Origin of the sequence: Chroococcidiopsis sp. CCALA 051 (genome assembly GCF_003015105.1) — a bacterium.
GTDB lineage: Bacteria > Cyanobacteriota > Cyanobacteriia > Cyanobacteriales > Chroococcidiopsidaceae > Chroococcidiopsis > Chroococcidiopsis thermalis.
In genome coordinates, this window is sequence record NZ_PYCI01000158.1 from 1 (window position 1) to 14,328 (window position 14,328).

The 14,328-nt window shown below is 43.8% G+C and carries 18 protein-coding genes; 10 read left to right on the forward strand and 8 right to left on the reverse strand.

Annotated elements, in window-relative coordinates; translation table 11 throughout:
• The first annotated feature begins 66 nt into the window (after positions 1 to 66).
• The 4 genes from C7Y66_RS26475 (at position 67) to rd (ending at position 1,949) form a co-directional block, all read left to right on the forward strand.
• Positions 67 to 597, forward strand: coding sequence for an alpha/beta hydrolase (locus C7Y66_RS26475; protein ID WP_106547879.1), 531 nt, complete (start codon positions 67 to 69; stop codon positions 595 to 597).
• Positions 594 to 800 (forward strand): hypothetical protein, encoded by a 207-nt coding sequence (locus C7Y66_RS26480; RefSeq protein ID WP_106547880.1) that lies wholly within the window; start codon positions 594 to 596, stop codon positions 798 to 800. The genes C7Y66_RS26475 and C7Y66_RS26480 overlap by 4 nt, the downstream gene beginning before the upstream one ends.
• A 120-nt stretch (positions 801 to 920) precedes the next feature.
• Positions 921 to 1,712 (forward strand): ChaB family protein, encoded by a 792-nt coding sequence (locus tag C7Y66_RS26485; RefSeq protein WP_106170877.1) that lies wholly within the window; start codon positions 921 to 923, stop codon positions 1,710 to 1,712.
• A gap of 75 nt (positions 1,713 to 1,787) precedes the next feature.
• Complete coding sequence (gene rd / locus C7Y66_RS26490; RefSeq protein WP_015152638.1) at positions 1,788 to 1,949, forward strand: rubredoxin; 162 nt, start codon at positions 1,788 to 1,790, stop codon at positions 1,947 to 1,949.
• On the opposite strand, the gene C7Y66_RS26495 is transcribed toward rd, so the two are convergent.
• Positions 1,946 to 3,478, reverse strand: a complete 1,533-nt coding sequence (locus C7Y66_RS26495) for an ABC transporter ATP-binding protein (protein ID WP_199197653.1) — start codon at positions 3,476 to 3,478, stop codon at positions 1,946 to 1,948. The genes rd and C7Y66_RS26495 overlap by 4 nt on opposite strands.
• Positions 3,454 to 4,521 (reverse strand): BMP family protein, encoded by a 1,068-nt coding sequence (locus C7Y66_RS26500; RefSeq protein WP_106547881.1) that lies wholly within the window; start codon positions 4,519 to 4,521, stop codon positions 3,454 to 3,456. The genes C7Y66_RS26495 and C7Y66_RS26500 overlap by 25 nt, the downstream gene beginning before the upstream one ends.
• Before the next feature lie 156 nt (positions 4,522 to 4,677).
• On the opposite strand from C7Y66_RS26500, the gene C7Y66_RS26505 reads away from it, so the two are divergent.
• Entirely contained in the window at positions 4,678 to 5,172 is a 495-nt protein-coding gene (locus tag C7Y66_RS26505; RefSeq protein WP_106547889.1) for an ureidoglycolate lyase, read from the forward strand.
• A gap of 4 nt (positions 5,173 to 5,176) precedes the next feature.
• On the opposite strand, the gene C7Y66_RS26510 is transcribed toward C7Y66_RS26505, so the two are convergent.
• Complete coding sequence (locus tag C7Y66_RS26510; RefSeq protein WP_106547882.1) at positions 5,177 to 6,058, reverse strand: NAD(P)-dependent oxidoreductase; 882 nt, start codon at positions 6,056 to 6,058, stop codon at positions 5,177 to 5,179.
• A gap of 45 nt (positions 6,059 to 6,103) precedes the next feature.
• Complete coding sequence (locus tag C7Y66_RS31405) at positions 6,104 to 6,241, reverse strand: hypothetical protein (RefSeq protein ID WP_158266004.1); 138 nt, start codon at positions 6,239 to 6,241, stop codon at positions 6,104 to 6,106.
• Between the two features lie 13 nt (positions 6,242 to 6,254).
• Between C7Y66_RS31405 and C7Y66_RS26515 the strand changes: the two genes are divergently transcribed.
• Positions 6,255 to 6,623, forward strand: coding sequence for a DUF1823 family protein (locus tag C7Y66_RS26515; protein ID WP_106547883.1), 369 nt, complete (start codon positions 6,255 to 6,257; stop codon positions 6,621 to 6,623).
• Positions 6,624 to 6,708: 85 nt separating this feature from the next.
• On the opposite strand, the gene C7Y66_RS26520 is transcribed toward C7Y66_RS26515, so the two are convergent.
• The 3 genes from C7Y66_RS26520 to C7Y66_RS26530 all read right to left on the reverse strand — a co-directional run bounded on the left by C7Y66_RS26520 (position 6,709) and on the right by C7Y66_RS26530 (position 9,886).
• Positions 6,709 to 7,278, reverse strand: coding sequence for a DUF4126 domain-containing protein (locus C7Y66_RS26520; protein ID WP_199197655.1), 570 nt, complete (start codon positions 7,276 to 7,278; stop codon positions 6,709 to 6,711).
• Positions 7,279 to 7,413: 135 nt separating this feature from the next.
• Positions 7,414 to 8,709 (reverse strand): adenylosuccinate lyase, encoded by a 1,296-nt coding sequence (gene purB, locus C7Y66_RS26525; protein WP_106547890.1) that lies wholly within the window; start codon positions 8,707 to 8,709, stop codon positions 7,414 to 7,416.
• Between the two features lie 316 nt (positions 8,710 to 9,025).
• On the reverse strand, positions 9,026 to 9,886 hold the full coding sequence (locus C7Y66_RS26530) for an SDR family oxidoreductase (RefSeq protein WP_106547884.1): 861 nt from the start codon (positions 9,884 to 9,886) through the stop codon (positions 9,026 to 9,028).
• Between the two features lie 253 nt (positions 9,887 to 10,139).
• On the opposite strand from C7Y66_RS26530, the gene C7Y66_RS26535 reads away from it, so the two are divergent.
• Positions 10,140 to 11,747, forward strand: coding sequence for a peptide ligase PGM1-related protein (locus tag C7Y66_RS26535; protein WP_106547885.1), 1,608 nt, complete (start codon positions 10,140 to 10,142; stop codon positions 11,745 to 11,747).
• 169 nt (positions 11,748 to 11,916) lie between these two features.
• On the forward strand, positions 11,917 to 12,081 hold the full coding sequence (locus C7Y66_RS31410) for a hypothetical protein (RefSeq protein ID WP_015152648.1): 165 nt from the start codon (positions 11,917 to 11,919) through the stop codon (positions 12,079 to 12,081).
• A 262-nt stretch (positions 12,082 to 12,343) separates the two neighbouring features.
• Here C7Y66_RS31410 and fabI read toward each other — a convergent pair whose 3' ends face one another.
• Positions 12,344 to 13,120 (reverse strand): enoyl-ACP reductase FabI, encoded by a 777-nt coding sequence (fabI, locus tag C7Y66_RS26540; protein WP_106547886.1) that lies wholly within the window; start codon positions 13,118 to 13,120, stop codon positions 12,344 to 12,346.
• A gap of 75 nt (positions 13,121 to 13,195) precedes the next feature.
• On the opposite strand from fabI, the gene C7Y66_RS30685 reads away from it, so the two are divergent.
• Both C7Y66_RS30685 and ntcA read left to right on the forward strand, forming a co-directional pair.
• Positions 13,196 to 13,429 (forward strand): hypothetical protein, encoded by a 234-nt coding sequence (locus C7Y66_RS30685; RefSeq protein WP_146149884.1) that lies wholly within the window; start codon positions 13,196 to 13,198, stop codon positions 13,427 to 13,429.
• A 273-nt stretch (positions 13,430 to 13,702) separates the two neighbouring features.
• On the forward strand, positions 13,703 to 14,328 hold a 626-nt coding region (ntcA, locus tag C7Y66_RS26545), incomplete at its 3' end, for a global nitrogen regulator NtcA (protein ID WP_106547887.1).

Below are 14,328 nucleotides of genomic sequence, written 5' to 3' on the forward strand. Positions count from 1 at the left end.
ACACCCTACACCCCACACCCCACTCACTTGAAGCTAAGCTAGATTTATTCCTTACAATTGGCTGCGATGAAATTCAAGCGATCGCGAATCGGATTACTATCACTCTTCCTCTGTTGGGGCGGGATCGTACCAGCAGCTACAGCAGCAGAGACGGTGACTTTTCGCTTAGGCTCTTTCGAGCAGAAAATCGAAATGAAGGATTTAGAGCGCTTTGCTAAGAAGGGAAAGTTATCGAGTAGCTTGCAACTCTACGCACCTTGGCTGACGGATGATGTGAGAGATACATTAAATCGCCGTTTGGATCTCGATCCGAAAAAGTTTGACCGTTCGATGAAACGCTGGCAAAGTTCTGCTAGTGGAAAACAACTGCTAGCGGCTTTAGGGTTAGCTTTTCCCGACATGACAGTAGAGCAATTACATGCTGCTGTTTCTCTGGCTTCGCGAGAATACGATGGGATGAATATTATCAATCTATTGCGTTCTTATCCCGAAGACAACATTACCGTGGATTTGACTCAAGTTGCTGGATTGGATTTATCCAACGTGCGATCGCCCGCTGCATCGGATGAGTTAGATTCAGAAAATAACCGCAGATGAAAAAAATAAATCGCTTTACAAAATCGCAAAATCTGGCTTTGCGTCTGTTTATAATTCTTTCACTGACCGCGATCGCAATTTGGGTGTTGCGCGGCTTGGGAATTATCACGTTTCTCCCTGGTGGGATTATTTGGATTTTACTGTTAGTGGCGATCGCGGCAGGTGTTTTCAGCCGTTTTCAACGCAGGTGGGTTCGCTTCTAGTCTGCAATTGAACTCCAGGTATAAACTTTACTAATCAACCTTAAGGGCGACGGCACGGAATTTAGAGGTTGGTATTCTCCTAAATGAAATAGCGTGAAAAATCTGTTCTAGGAGAACAAAATGACGGCTACAGGAGAGCAAACTCAACCAGCAGTTACAACGGCTGAGCGTACTGTTTCGGCAATTTTCAAAGAGAAGGAACAAGTCGATAATGTCATTCGCCGTTTGCTAGATCGGGGTGTTTCCCGCGATGACATTTCTGTAATTGGGAAAAACTTCCACTCGGAAACTAAAATTGCTGGCTTTCTAACGAAGAAAGATGTAATTTTAGGTGGCTTGAAACAAGGAGCAATTTTTGGTTCTCTGTTTGGTTCAGCTCTTGGTTTGCTGACAGGAGTAGGAGTGTTATTTGTACCTTTTGTTGGTACGCTGGTAGCAGCAGGTCCCATTGGTGCGGCTTTGTTAGGTGCTGCTACTGGTGCGATCGCGGGTAGTGCGGGTGCGGGTTTAGCTTCTGCTTTGGCGACTCTAGGAATGCCAGAAGATAAAGCCACAATTTACCAAACTCGCATTGAAGCGGGTGATTTTATGGTAGGTGTTGAGGTTCCCGCAAATAAATCTGGCGAGATTCAACTATTACTTGAAAGTGCTGGTGGTGAAGAAGTACATATTAATGAAACGCCGCTACCGCGCTTTGGAAAAGGACAGATTGAAGATCCTAGCAAATTGTCTCCCGAAATCCGCTCTCATCTATCGGAAGACGCACAAAGACTATTCGTTGCTAACTACAATAGCGAACTAGCTCAATCTGGCGATGAATCCAAAGCCGAACATCACGCTTGGGATGTAGTGCGCGAACAGTTCGAGCAAGATGAAAACGGCATTTGGTCTAAATCAAAAATGACCGTATAATTTGTTTTTATGTTTTGCAGGGGCGCATAGTTGTGCGCCCCTACAGCATATATAATTTCATGCTGGAGCTGAAAAATGCAGAAATATATCTGTAGCGTCTGTGGTTACATCTACGATCCAGAAGCAGGAGATCCAGAAGCAGAAATAGAACCAGGTACGCAATTTGAGGATATACCAGATGATTGGGTATGTCCGGTTTGTGCGGCTGCAAAAGAGATGTTTGAGCCAGAAAACTAGATTGGGGTTCTTCCTCCAGCCATTAATAACCCAATTGTTTCTATTGTTGCCCTTTCTCGATCTAAAACATCGATAAATTCGCCCCGATATATGACTGCTATGCGATCGCTCATTGCCATAACTTCCTCTAATTCTGTAGAAATATAGAGAACAGCCGCACCGCGATCGCGTTGAGATAATAACTGTTGTTGTACTGCTGCTGTTGCCCCCACATCTAGCCCCCGCGTCGGTTGCATGGCGATAATCAATGATGGTTCTCGATCTAATTCTCGTGCTAAGACAACTTTCTGCTGATTTCCACCTGATAGCTGGCTTACCTTCACATTCCCATCAGAAGCGCGAATATCAAATTGCTGAATTTTAGTCTCGGCATTTTGCTCTATAACCTGTTTTTGTAGCAAGAAACGCCTCACAAAAGGTAACTGTATAAAAGCTTTTAAAATTAAATTATTTGCAATACTAAACCCCATTATCAAACCCATTGTTTGACGATCTTCAGGGATATAACCTATTTGTAATTCTCGAACTCGCTTTTGTGGATTCCATAACGTCACGTCTCGTCCATCCAAGCAAATTTTTCCGGCTTTTACAGAACGCAAACCCGCGATCGCATCTGCTAATTCTCGCTGTCCGTTACCATCGACTCCAGCAACACCTAGAATTTCGCCTGCATGAAGTTGAAACGAAATATTTCTGATTGCGGCAACACCGCGATCGTCTTCCACTTGTAAAGACTGTACGGACAATATTTTTTTTCCTAGAGAAGTTGCAGATTTATGTAACTGTAAAACAACTTCTCGCCCTACCATTAATTCTGCTAACTGTTGCGCACTAGAAGCTTTTGTTGTGGTATTTGCTACGACTTGACCTCGCCGTAATATAGTTACGGTGTCGCATAAACTTATGACTTCTTCCAGCTTATGGCTGATAAATATAATTGTTTGTCCGGCTGCTGCTAGCTGTCGTAAAATTGCTATTAAAGATTCAACTTCTGACGGTGTGAGTACGGCTGTCGGTTCATCTAATATTAATAGCCGGGCTTTACGATACAAAGCTTTCAGGATTTCTACTCGCTGTTGTACCCCTACAGGCAAATCTCCTACTTTTGCTTTTGGATCGACTTCTAAACTATAAATTTGAGATAATTCAGTAATTTCTTGTTGCTTATGTCGCAAATTTAAATTAAAGCGATCGCCTGTTCCTAAAATAACATTTTCCGTGACTGTGAGTTGCGGCACGAGCATAAAATGCTGGTGAATCATGCCAATACCAAGTTGAATTGCCTTACTAGAGGAATTAATTTGAACTGGTTTATCTTCTAAATAAATTTGTCCGGCATCTGGCTGATAAAGTCCGCTGAGAATATTCATTAAAGTAGACTTACCCGCGCCATTTTCTCCTAAAAGCGCGTGAATCGTTCCAGTAGCAACGCTCAAACTAATGTTATCGTTAGCTACAAACGAACCAAAGCGTTTAGTAATTCCTTCTAGGTGTAAATAATAAGTCATGTCGATGCTGTCTTCACGCATCGCGTCTCTTTTCTACCTTCCTGACAATTTTCAAACGTAATTTTATTATCGATAATTGCTTGTCTAGTACCTAGAACTTTTTTTTGCAATGCTTCTGGAACCATTTGACCGAACTTACCTAAATTCAAAATATCTGGTCTAGCTAAACCAAGGGCATAGGTTTGACCTTTAATTTGACCGTTTTTTGCTTGTTCGGTAAGAAATGCGATCGCTAAATCGATTCGTTTTAAAGCACTCGTTAAAACTGCTTTTGGCGCAATATTTAATTGATCTGTCGTATTACCAAAAGCATAAATTCCTTTATCGCTAGCCGCTTGTAATACTGCTGGAGATGAATTATCCAACCATTGATAAATCACATCTGCGCCAGATGAAATAATTGCTAAAGTTGCTTCTTTTGCCCTAGCAATATCATTCCAATCGCCTGTAAAACTAGAACTAATTTGAACGTTAGGTTTAACAGATTTTGCCCCTAACTCAAACCCGCGTAATTCTTGTAATGTAGCCTCAAAAGATTGTCCGGCTAAATAAGCTAATCTATTAGATTTTGTCATGGATGCCGCAATGATGCCGCATAAATAGCTAGCTTGTAAATGATCGATGCGTAATGCAGCCACGTTTTCTGCATTTACAGAACCATTCACAGCGACAAAAAACGTTTTAGGAAACTGAGTAGCAACTTGTTCCACTGCTGCGTCAAATTGTCCCCCGTGGGCGAAGACAACGTTAAAACCGCGACGGGCGAAGTCTGACAAAGCCTCAGCTTGATCTGGTTGCGCGACTTGTTCGACGTAAGCTGTTTCCGCCCCTAGCTTTTGTTTGGCGATGTTTACGCCTTCGTAGCCTGCTTGATTCCAAGCTTTGTCCGATCTTACTCCAGGCAGGGCGATCGCCACCTTAAATCCTTCACCACCCCCCACTGCTGGAGTCGGGCTGTTGCTCGTTTGGGTAGGATTAGAATTGCCACAAGCCTTGAGTAACAAACTTGTACCCAATGCAGCCGCACCGTAGAGTAAAAATTTACGCCGACTGATTTCTAACATATAGCGTCCCTTCAATTAAGGAGTACCAATTTAGTTACTTATACGTTTTATTTATTAAAAATGGTATTTTATAATACTTTAAAAATAATTTATCTACTCCCTGCTCCCTACTCCCTACTCCTTGTTATAATTAACAAACCACAGCAGCACAAAGAAATGACTACAGCAAATACAGTACAACAATTACAGGCTGAGTGGGTGACGCAGGAAAAATTTCAGCGTTATGGGCAATTAATTCTTCCCAGTCACGATGGTAAAGCTTACGATTCAAACGATGCTCAATTAAATTTGCAAAATGGTATACCGCGATTTTATATCATGCGGTTACAGCGACGAGGGCGAAAATTTCATACAATAACTCGTCACGTACAATGCACTCAGTGTTTGGGTGCTTTAGAAGGGAAAGATTGGTTAATTGCCGTTGCACCTCCTAATAATGATGTTGATACACCAGCAATAGAAGAGATAAAGGCTTTTCGGATTCCTGGGAATTATTTTATTAAATTAGCAATAGGAACTTGGCACGCTGGACCATATTTCGAGCATGAAATGGTAGATTTCTATAATTTAGAATTAGCCGATACGAATTTAGTAGACCATTTCACCCATAATTTTCTTCAGAGCGATCGCTTGGAGTTTGAGATTATTTAGCTGTTTATTTTATTTCTATTCCCGCTTGTAATTCCAAAGCTTTGATTGCTGCTGAAGCATTCTCCTCGCCCCAGCCGTGGTTTACCGCAGCTTTAACTGTCTCCCGGGCAAGTGCGATCGCGGGAATAGGAGAATTATTATCTTGGGCGAGTTGCGCGATTAAATTTGCATCTTTTAACAACCACTTCAAGGCAAAACTTGTACTAAAATCTCTTTTAACTAACGTACTTCCCATCCCATCAAAAATAGGTGATTTAAAATCAGTTACGTGCAAAACATCGAGTACATCTTGAGGATTTAATCCCGCTTTTTTGGCTAATATCATCGCTTCCCCAAGGGCTTCAATTTGGGAAATTACAACTGCGTTACCAACTAATTTCATTGTCGCGCCCATGCCCGTTTCGCCCATATAATGTATGGTTTCGCTTAAGGATTCGAGGATGGGTTTAACTTTTTCAAAAACTTCTTTCTTGCCACCGACAACAATCCACAAACCACCAGCCGCAGACTCATTTTTACTGCCAAAAACGGGTGCATCGATAAATTCTACACCCTTCTCTGCATATGCAACTGCCTCCCGCCGACTTGTATTTGGATGAACGGTACTCATATCGATCGCAATTTGTCCCTGATGCACCCCAGAAAGAATACCATCTTCACCAAAAACCGTATCTGCGATCGCTTCTTCATTGCTCAAACAATACATGACGATCTCAGCATTGGCTACTGCTTGTGCTGGCGTATCGGCTTGAGTCGCACCTTTTTCTACCAAAGGAGTGCAGCGATCCGGTGTCCGATTCCAGACTGTAACCGAATGTCCGGCTTGGAGGAGATTACCCACCATCCCGCTACCCATAATCCCTAAGCCAAGATATGCAATCTTCATGAAATTACCTAGTTTGCGATCGTCTAAGAGGGAATCTAGCTCGTTTTAACGGGAATTCTCGTCTACATATTGGAGGATAATTTTATTGGTAATTGGTAATTGGTAATTGGTAATTGGTAATTGGTGGCTAGTGGCTAGATGTTTCGGTCGAGTCACTGATAACCGACAACTGACAACTGACAACTAAAACTGCTATATGTCAATACCTCCACTTAACACAGAAACGATTTGGGCAATTTTGAACGAAGAAATTGACGATAATATGGTGAATCAATTAATTTGGCATTATCTAGGCTACCGCTACAATGAGACAAACAATGTTTGGGATACTACAAATGTAGCTCCAGAATGGCGTGACGAGTATCCCACTACGCCCCCAGATTTCATTGATAGTCGCCCAGCCAGCGTTAAGCTGACTCGTTCGATTCCGTCAGAAAACAAGCAATTATTAAAAGAACAATTGGGTTTTAAAGGTTACAAAATTGGTGAATTTGGTCCACGTCAAACTCGCCGCGCTACGGTTGCTAATTGGTTATTGAGTTATATGCAATTGCAAAAACCTTGAATTACAATTTAAAAAATTGCGTGTACGATGCTGGTAGGGGCGCACAGCTGTGCGCTCCTACTGATTATGCATGTTAATTAATTCTCTACCGATCTCGTCGCGATTGATATTGCCTAAGATACCATTGCCTTAATTCTTTGTAACTATTGACAGCTAACCCCAAAAGAATCAGCGCTACGATACCTCCTAATTGTGGTGCTTTCAAAGCTAAATAAACGAGGAAAATACACAAGCTATCTTGTAGAAAAGATAGCCAAAGAGGAAAACGATTCCAACGATAAAACCACCCAGCTTGAATCAGTTGTAAGAGTAAAGCCACAAAGCCGCCAACTAAGCCAATTAAAATTTTTGGTACACCTTGAATAAGCGCGATCGCTAATATAGCTCCGATAATTGGGCAGAGTGGTAAATATGCGATTTGCAGCAAGCGCTGACCGAGCAAATTTTTTGAGGCGATTAACTCAATTAAACAACAACTTATCAGAATACCTAACACGATTGGCGGATAAATATTAGATAAAATGGGAACGTTGTACCAAAAGTTTTCCCCCTGCAACAATCCTAGAACCAGCAAAGGCAAAGTAATTCTAATTCCCGCCGCCGCCGAAATCGAAAGCGCCGCTAAAATTTCTACTATCGCAGTGTCTAGACTCAATTAATTTTCAACGGGGAATCGGGAATCGGGAGTCGGGAGTCGGGGAAGAGAGCAGAGGAGCAGATGAGAATCACAACCAATTACCCATTACCCATTACCCATTACCAACTACCAACCACCAATTACCATTTACCATTAAATCCCCAATCTTTGATATACCTCTTCTAAATGTTGTAGATGATGCTGGGGATCGAAACAAGCTTCAATTTCTTCAGGTGAAAGTGTTTGGGCAATCCGAGAATCCTTTGTCACCAAATCGTGAAAATTTCCGCTTGGTGTGTTCCAAGCTTGATGGGCGCAGGATTGGACGATCGCATAAGCTTCTTCTCGGCTCATGCCTTTTTCGATTAAAGTTAATAGCACTCGCTGACTGAAGACAACACCCCCGTAAACATTCATGTTTCGCGCCATGTTTTCGGGATACACCAGCAGATTTTGCACCAGATCGGTTGTTTCTTTCAACATAAAATGCGTCAAAATGCAAGCATCTGGTAGCATGACCCGTTCAACGGAACTATGAGAAATATCGCGTTCGTGCCACAAAGCGACGTTTTCTAAAGCTGCTACAGCCGCAGCGCGTACCATCCGTGCCATTCCCGTGAGGCGTTCGGAACGGATCGGGTTGCGCTTATGAGGCATGGCTGAGGAACCTTTTTGCCCTTTGGAGAAATATTCTTCTACCTCAAGTACATCCGTGCGTTGGAGGTTGCGAATTTCGACGGCAAAGCGTTCGATGGAGGCGGTTAAAAGTGCTAAGTGATTGACAAAGTTGGCGTGGCGATCGCGAGAAATGACTTGAGTTGAGGCTGTATCTGGCTTGAGTCCGAGTTTGGCACAGGCGATCGCTTCCACGCGCGGCTCGATGTTGGCATAAGTTCCTACCGCACCGGAAATCTTCCCCACAGCGATTTCTTCTCGCATCCTGGTGAGGCGTTCTTGGTGGCGCAAGACTTCGGCTAACCAACCAGCTAGCTTAAAGCCAAATGTAATCGGTTCGGCGTGAATTCCGTGCGATCGCCCAATTGCTACCGTGTGACGGTGCTGCTGTGCTTGTTTGCGGATGGCAGCGATGACATCTGCTAACCGTGCCAAAATCAAATCTAGACTAGCGACGAGTTGCAGTGCTAAAGCTGTATCGAGTACATCTGAACTTGTCATGCCTAAGTGGATGTAGCGCCCTGCATCGCCGACATATTCATTCACGTTTGTCAAGAAAGCGATGACATCGTGACGAACTTCTGCTTCAATTTCTAAGATTCTTTGGGGGTCAAAATTTGCCTTTGCTTTAATTTCTGCTACCGCTGCTGCTGGGGTATATCCCAGTTCCGCCTGTGCTTCGCACACTGCAATTTCTACTTGCAGCCACGTCTTAAATTTATATGTCTCCGTCCAGATTTCGCCCATTTCGGGCAGAGTATAACGCTCGATCACGACCGCCACAGAATCCAACTGTCATATTTTACCAGGAAGGGAGCAGGGAGCTTCTGAGCAGTGACCAGTGACCAGTGACCAGTGACCAGCCAGCAATCCACTATACCCCACACCCCACACCCTTTCTTCACCAGGCACTAGCCACTCCCGACTCCCACCGTAACATTAGACCTCCTGCGTGAATACTTTATTTGTCATCCACACGCGAAGCGAAATATCTTCAGTGATTCTTCACTACACTACGTTTCGTACCCTTCGGGAAGGCTTCGCCAACAGAATGACATCCATAGTTTTTGATTCATGCAGGAGGTCTATTCTAACCGTTGACAACCGTACCACCGTTGGGATGAATCACTTGACCTGCAATATAGGAAGAGTCATCCGAGGCGAGAAATACGTAGCTGGGGGCAATTTCCTCTGGCTGTCCGGGTCTTTTCATCGGGACTTGCTTACCGAAATTGGCGACTTTATCTTCTGGGAAAGTTGAAGGAATTAGGGGAGTCCAAACCGGACCAGGGGCAACGGCATTGACGCGAATGCCTTTTTCAATCAAGCTCTTGGATAGCGCTCGCGTAAAGGCAACGATCGCGCCTTTGGTGGAAGAGTAATCTAACAGTGTTGGATTGCCTTGATATGCGGTGACAGAAGTTGTATTGACGATCGCGCTACCTTCTTTTAAGTGAGGCATTGCTGCTTTTGTCATGAAGAACATGCCGAAAATATTGGTGCGGAAAGTACGTTCCAATTGTTCGGCGCTGATCTGTTCGATGCTTTCTTGAGGATGCTGTTCGGCGGCGTTATTCACCAAAATATCGAGTTTGCCAAATTCATCAATCGTTTGTTGTATGGCTTGCTTACAAAAGTTTTCATCGCCAATATCGCCTGCGATCGCTACCGCCCGTTTTCCCTGTTCTTCTACGAGACGCTTTGTTTCTTTCGCATCGTCGTGTTCGTTCAAGTAGAGGATTGCCACATCTGCGCCTTCTTTAGCATAAGCAATGGCTACTGCCCGTCCGATGCCGCTATCGCCGCCAGTAATTAGCGCTACTTTACCCTGCAACTTCCCACTACCACGATATTTAGAGTCATCGGCTTTGGGTTGAGGAGTCATTTCGGACTCTTTTCCTGGTCTTTGTTCTTGCTGTTGAGGAGGTTGTAACGGTTGTTCTTCTGGCATAAACTTTCTCCTAAATTTGACATTTGTAATGATTTCACTCCGCTTAATTTAGCTAATTGTTCGATTGCGGTTATTCAGTCTGAAGGTGGAAACAGATACAGAACGCGATCGCTCTTTTGGTGTATGGATATTTGTATCCGCAATAGTTAATTGTTGAGAATTATTGATTGCTCCTTAGGACATATATTGCAAAAAATGTGGTTGTAGTACGATCGCAATTAGCGGGATCGCCAAGGATTGAAGGGCAAGGGCAATGCAGATATTAGACCGTCATCTATCGACACAGGTAGAAACATTTCGTCAGTTACAAATGCAGTTGCGCGATCGATGGAAAAATGTAGAAAGCTTCGATCGAAGTGACGGAGATATTTTAGTCATTCCCTCTCTGAGTGTCGATCAGCGAGAGATTCAAAAAATTGAAGGCGTGTTGCATTACGAAGAACGCCTGCTGTTTTCGTTAATTCGCTTGCAAAATCCCCGCACGCGATTGATTTATATTACATCTCAGCCCCTACATCCCAGCGTCATCGATTATTACTTACAACTTTTACCAGGCATTCCCTTTTCTCACGCCCGCGATCGCTTATTACTTTTATCTACCTACGATTCTTCCTTCAAACCACTGACTCAAAAAATTTTAGAACGACCCCGCCTGATCGAGCGAATTAAGCAAGCACTGCGGCGGGATCAATCGTTTATGATTTGTTACAACACTTCCCCTTGGGAAAGAGAGTTATCTCTCAAGTTAGAAATTCCTCTTTATGCTGCCGATCCCGATCTCACAATTTGGGGGACAAAAAGCGGTAGTCGGCAAATTTTCGCGGAAAGTGGCGTGCCTCATCCTGATGGGTGTCACGGTCGCCTCGATAGTGTAGACGATTTAGCCACAGCAACTGCTGAATTATGGGAACGCCAACCGCATCTCAACCGCATGGTTGTCAAATTAAATGAAGGAATTTCCGGTGAAGCAAATGCTCTTTTTGACCTAAAACCTTTACAGGAATTTGCCCCAGGAAAAATTTCTCATGGCGATCGCGTTGCTGCTATCAAAGATAGTCTACCTTCTTTGCGATTTCAAGCCGCGTCAGAAAATTGGACAAATTATGCTAGCCGCGTTCCCGAATTAGGAGCAATTGTTGAGGCGTTTGTTGAAGGAGAAGTGAAGCGATCGCCCAGCGTTCAAGGTCGAATTTTACCTGATGGCACGGTTGAAATTCTCTCTACTCACGACCAGATTTTAGGTGGTCCAGACGGACAAATTTATCTTGGCTGTCGGTTTCCCGCTGATGAAGCTTATCGAGTGCAGTTACAAGATTTGGGTTTAAAAATTGGCTGGACTTTAGCAAAAAAAGGTGCTTTAGAACGGTTTGGCATTGATTTCATGGCTGTACAGCAAGCTGATGGTAACTGGGACTTGCAAGCAATAGAAATCAACCTTCGTAAAGGTGGAACGACCCATCCTTTTATGACATTAAAGTTATTAACTAACGGGCGTTATGACCTTTCAACCGGACTATTCTACAGCCAACAAGGGCGAGCAAAGTATTATGTTGCTACTGACAATTTACATAAGAAACGCTATCGAGGTCTATTACCAAATGATTTAATGGATATTATCGCTTCTCACCGCTTGCACTTCGACACGGGAACGGAAACTGGGACTGTTTTTCATTTGATGGGTTGTCTGTCAGAATTTGGCAAACTAGGCTTGACAAGTATCGGTGACTCCCCTCAACAAGCAGAAGATATCTATCAAAAGGTGATCAAAGTCTTAGACGGAGAGACAAAATCTCATCATAACGCTGCTGCTACTACTGCCCAGCAGATTATTCCCTTCGGCTGGCGTTTGGAAGGAGGTTGATCGGGGGATGGCAGGAAGTCTTTACATTTACTTAAAAACTTCACATCTTTAAGACTTTACAAACCCTTGCTTGTTTCTAAAGCTTTGATAATATCTACATAGTCGAGCGGGCTAAAATAGTCAAAACTGACTAAGCTGGAAAAAAGCTTAAATTTTCCACTTCAAATTTATGACAAACTTTCAGCCAGTTCAATCTCTCTCACCTACTAAATCGAGCGATCGCGTTGTCGATTACTTCACAAAGCAAGCTTACGCGATCGGTTATATGGCTGGATTCTTGGTTGCTTGTCTAGATGATTTTTGTAACTGGTTGGCGATGCTAATTGCAGAATAGTTACTGGCGATCGGTTACGGCTAATTTGGTTTTAGAGAAAGATTTTATATCTCTAATCTAAAGCAAATATATCAATGATAATAATATTGTTTTTAACATAAGTTATTACAAGACAATTGAGTATAGTAGAGTGCGGAAAGGTTAGGACAACTCAATTTCATCTGCTCCCTACTCTCTGCTCTCTGCTCCCTATACAAGACAACTCAATCCAAAAATAGTTTTGAACAGTTTCGCCTACCCAGGTATTGGGTAGGTTTCTTTTTTACATACCCATAATTTCGTAACCAGCATCGACATATATCACTTGACCCGTGATCCCGCTAGCTAAGTCGCTGCACAGGAAAGCTGCGGTGTTACCCACTTCAGTTTGCGTGACTGTGCGACGCAAGGGAGCAACTTGCTCGACATGATGAATCATATCTAAGATTCCACCTACTGCTGAAGAAGCTAGGGTACGAATTGGACCGGCGGAAATAGCATTCACCCTGATGTTTTGCGGTCCCATTTCAGATGCAAGATACCGCACGCTCATTTCTAAAGCTGCTTTAGCAATTCCCATCACGTTGTAGTTAGGAATTACTCGCACGCCGCCTAAATATGTAAGAGTGACAATACTACCCCCTGCTGTCATCAGGGGTTTAGCAGCTCCGCTCAATTGCAGTAAAGAATAAGCACTAATATCTAGAGCTTTACTATAACCCGATCGCGAAGTACCGCTGATATCTCCGCTCAAGTCATCCTTGTTAGCAAAGGCAAGGCAATGGATTAGAATATCTAATTTCTCCCATTTTTCGGCGATCGCCTGAAAGGTAGATTGAATCTGCGCTTCATTCTGCACGTCACAGGGCAAAAACAGGCTGGGGTTCAGGGGAGCTACTAGATCGGCAACTTTTGTTTCCATCCTGCCGCGTTCGTCTGGTAAATAGGTGATCCCCAGGTTTGCACCAGCTTTGTGTAACTGTTGGGCGATCCCCCAAGCAATGGAGCGGTTATTGGCTATGCCAGTTACAAGGGCATTTTTTCCAGTTAAATCTAGCATACAAACTGTGTCAGGCTACGTCAGGAAACACATTAGCAGCATACACCTATATCAGTGACCAGTGACCAGTGACCAGTGACCAGTAAATTCTTACCTGCACACCTGCACCCCCCTCAGCCCCCTCAGCAACCTTGCATCTTCTCTCCCTCACTCCTCGCTCCTCACCCCTCACTCCTCGCTCCTCACCCCTCGCTCCTCGCTCCTGACCCCTCATCCCTCACTCCTCGCTCCTCACCCCTCACTCCTCGCTCCTCGCTCCTCACCCCTCACTTCCTCATGACTCACAACTTTTTCAAATCAATTAGCTAGAATTTAAGTAAAATGCCTTATTCTCACTTAAGATATATTGGCAAGTAGTTTTTATGCTAAGTAATTGAGATTAGAGGATACAATACTTTGCCATTTTTGCTTTGGAATCGAGTTATTTGCGGTCTATTCAAGCTTTTGTAGCTTTGAATACAAAAAAACTGGAAGATTCTGATTTAGATGCATAAAGAGCAGATCTTCTGGATTTTGACTCGATCTGTTTAATGATGATGTTATCTGGTGTAGTCTTTACGGACATCTGGTTGGGCAAGGAATATGGTCGTGACGCAAGATAGACCGCTAGCACAGGTATTTCGGCAGGTAGGAGCAGGTTCGTTTCCACCAGTCGTAGAAGTATTTGAACGGGGCAAAACAATATTTTTTCCTGGCGATCCGGCAGAACGGGTCTATTTCTTACTCAAAGGCGCGGTGAAGTTGTCTAGAGTATATGAAGCAGGAGAAGAGATCACCGTTGCACTATTGCGAGAAAATAGCGTATTCGGCGTGCTGTCGCTGCTGACAGGCAATCGTAGCGATCGCTTTTATCATGCAGTAGCTTTTACGCCAGTGGAGTTACTCTCAGCACCAATCGAGCAAGTCGAGCAAGCGCTGAAAGAAAATCCCGATCTATCAATGTTAATGCTGCGGGGCTTATCTTCGCGGATCTTGCAGACAGAAATGATGATTGAAACCCTGGCTCACCGCGATATGGGTTCGCGCTTGGTCAGTTTCTTATTAATTCTGTGCCGCGATTTCGGTCTTCCCAGTCCAGATGGGATCACGGTCGATCTCAAGCTTTCCCATCAGGCGATCGCAGAAGCTATTGGTTCTACCCGCGTTACCGTCACCCGCTTGCTAGGAGACTTGCGCGATAAAAACATGATCTCCATCCACAAAAAGAA

Excerpts from the sequence above, each read along its gene's own strand:
- rd (WP_015152638.1), top strand. The coding sequence starts at position 1,788 with ATGCAGAAATATATCTGTAGCGTCTGTGGTTACATCTACGATCCAGAA.
- C7Y66_RS26510 (WP_106547882.1), bottom strand. The coding sequence starts at position 6,058 with ATGAAGATTGCATATCTTGGCTTAGGGATTATGGGTAGCGGGATGGTG.
- C7Y66_RS26475 (WP_106547879.1), top strand. The coding sequence starts at position 67 with ATGAAATTCAAGCGATCGCGAATCGGATTACTATCACTCTTCCTCTGT.
- fabI (WP_106547886.1), bottom strand. The coding sequence starts at position 13,120 with ATGCTAGATTTAACTGGAAAAAATGCCCTTGTAACTGGCATAGCCAAT.
- C7Y66_RS26480 (WP_106547880.1), top strand. The coding sequence starts at position 594 with ATGAAAAAAATAAATCGCTTTACAAAATCGCAAAATCTGGCTTTGCGT.
- C7Y66_RS26485 (WP_106170877.1), top strand. The coding sequence starts at position 921 with ATGACGGCTACAGGAGAGCAAACTCAACCAGCAGTTACAACGGCTGAG.
- C7Y66_RS26530 (WP_106547884.1), bottom strand. The coding sequence starts at position 9,886 with ATGCCAGAAGAACAACCGTTACAACCTCCTCAACAGCAAGAACAAAGA.
- C7Y66_RS26505 (WP_106547889.1), top strand. The coding sequence starts at position 4,678 with ATGACTACAGCAAATACAGTACAACAATTACAGGCTGAGTGGGTGACG.
- C7Y66_RS26515 (WP_106547883.1), top strand. The coding sequence starts at position 6,255 with ATGTCAATACCTCCACTTAACACAGAAACGATTTGGGCAATTTTGAAC.
- C7Y66_RS31410 (WP_015152648.1), top strand. The coding sequence starts at position 11,917 with ATGACAAACTTTCAGCCAGTTCAATCTCTCTCACCTACTAAATCGAGC.
- C7Y66_RS26500 (WP_106547881.1), bottom strand. The coding sequence starts at position 4,521 with ATGTTAGAAATCAGTCGGCGTAAATTTTTACTCTACGGTGCGGCTGCA.
- C7Y66_RS26495 (WP_199197653.1), bottom strand. The coding sequence starts at position 3,478 with ATGCGTGAAGACAGCATCGACATGACTTATTATTTACACCTAGAAGGA.
- C7Y66_RS26535 (WP_106547885.1), top strand. The coding sequence starts at position 10,140 with ATGCAGATATTAGACCGTCATCTATCGACACAGGTAGAAACATTTCGT.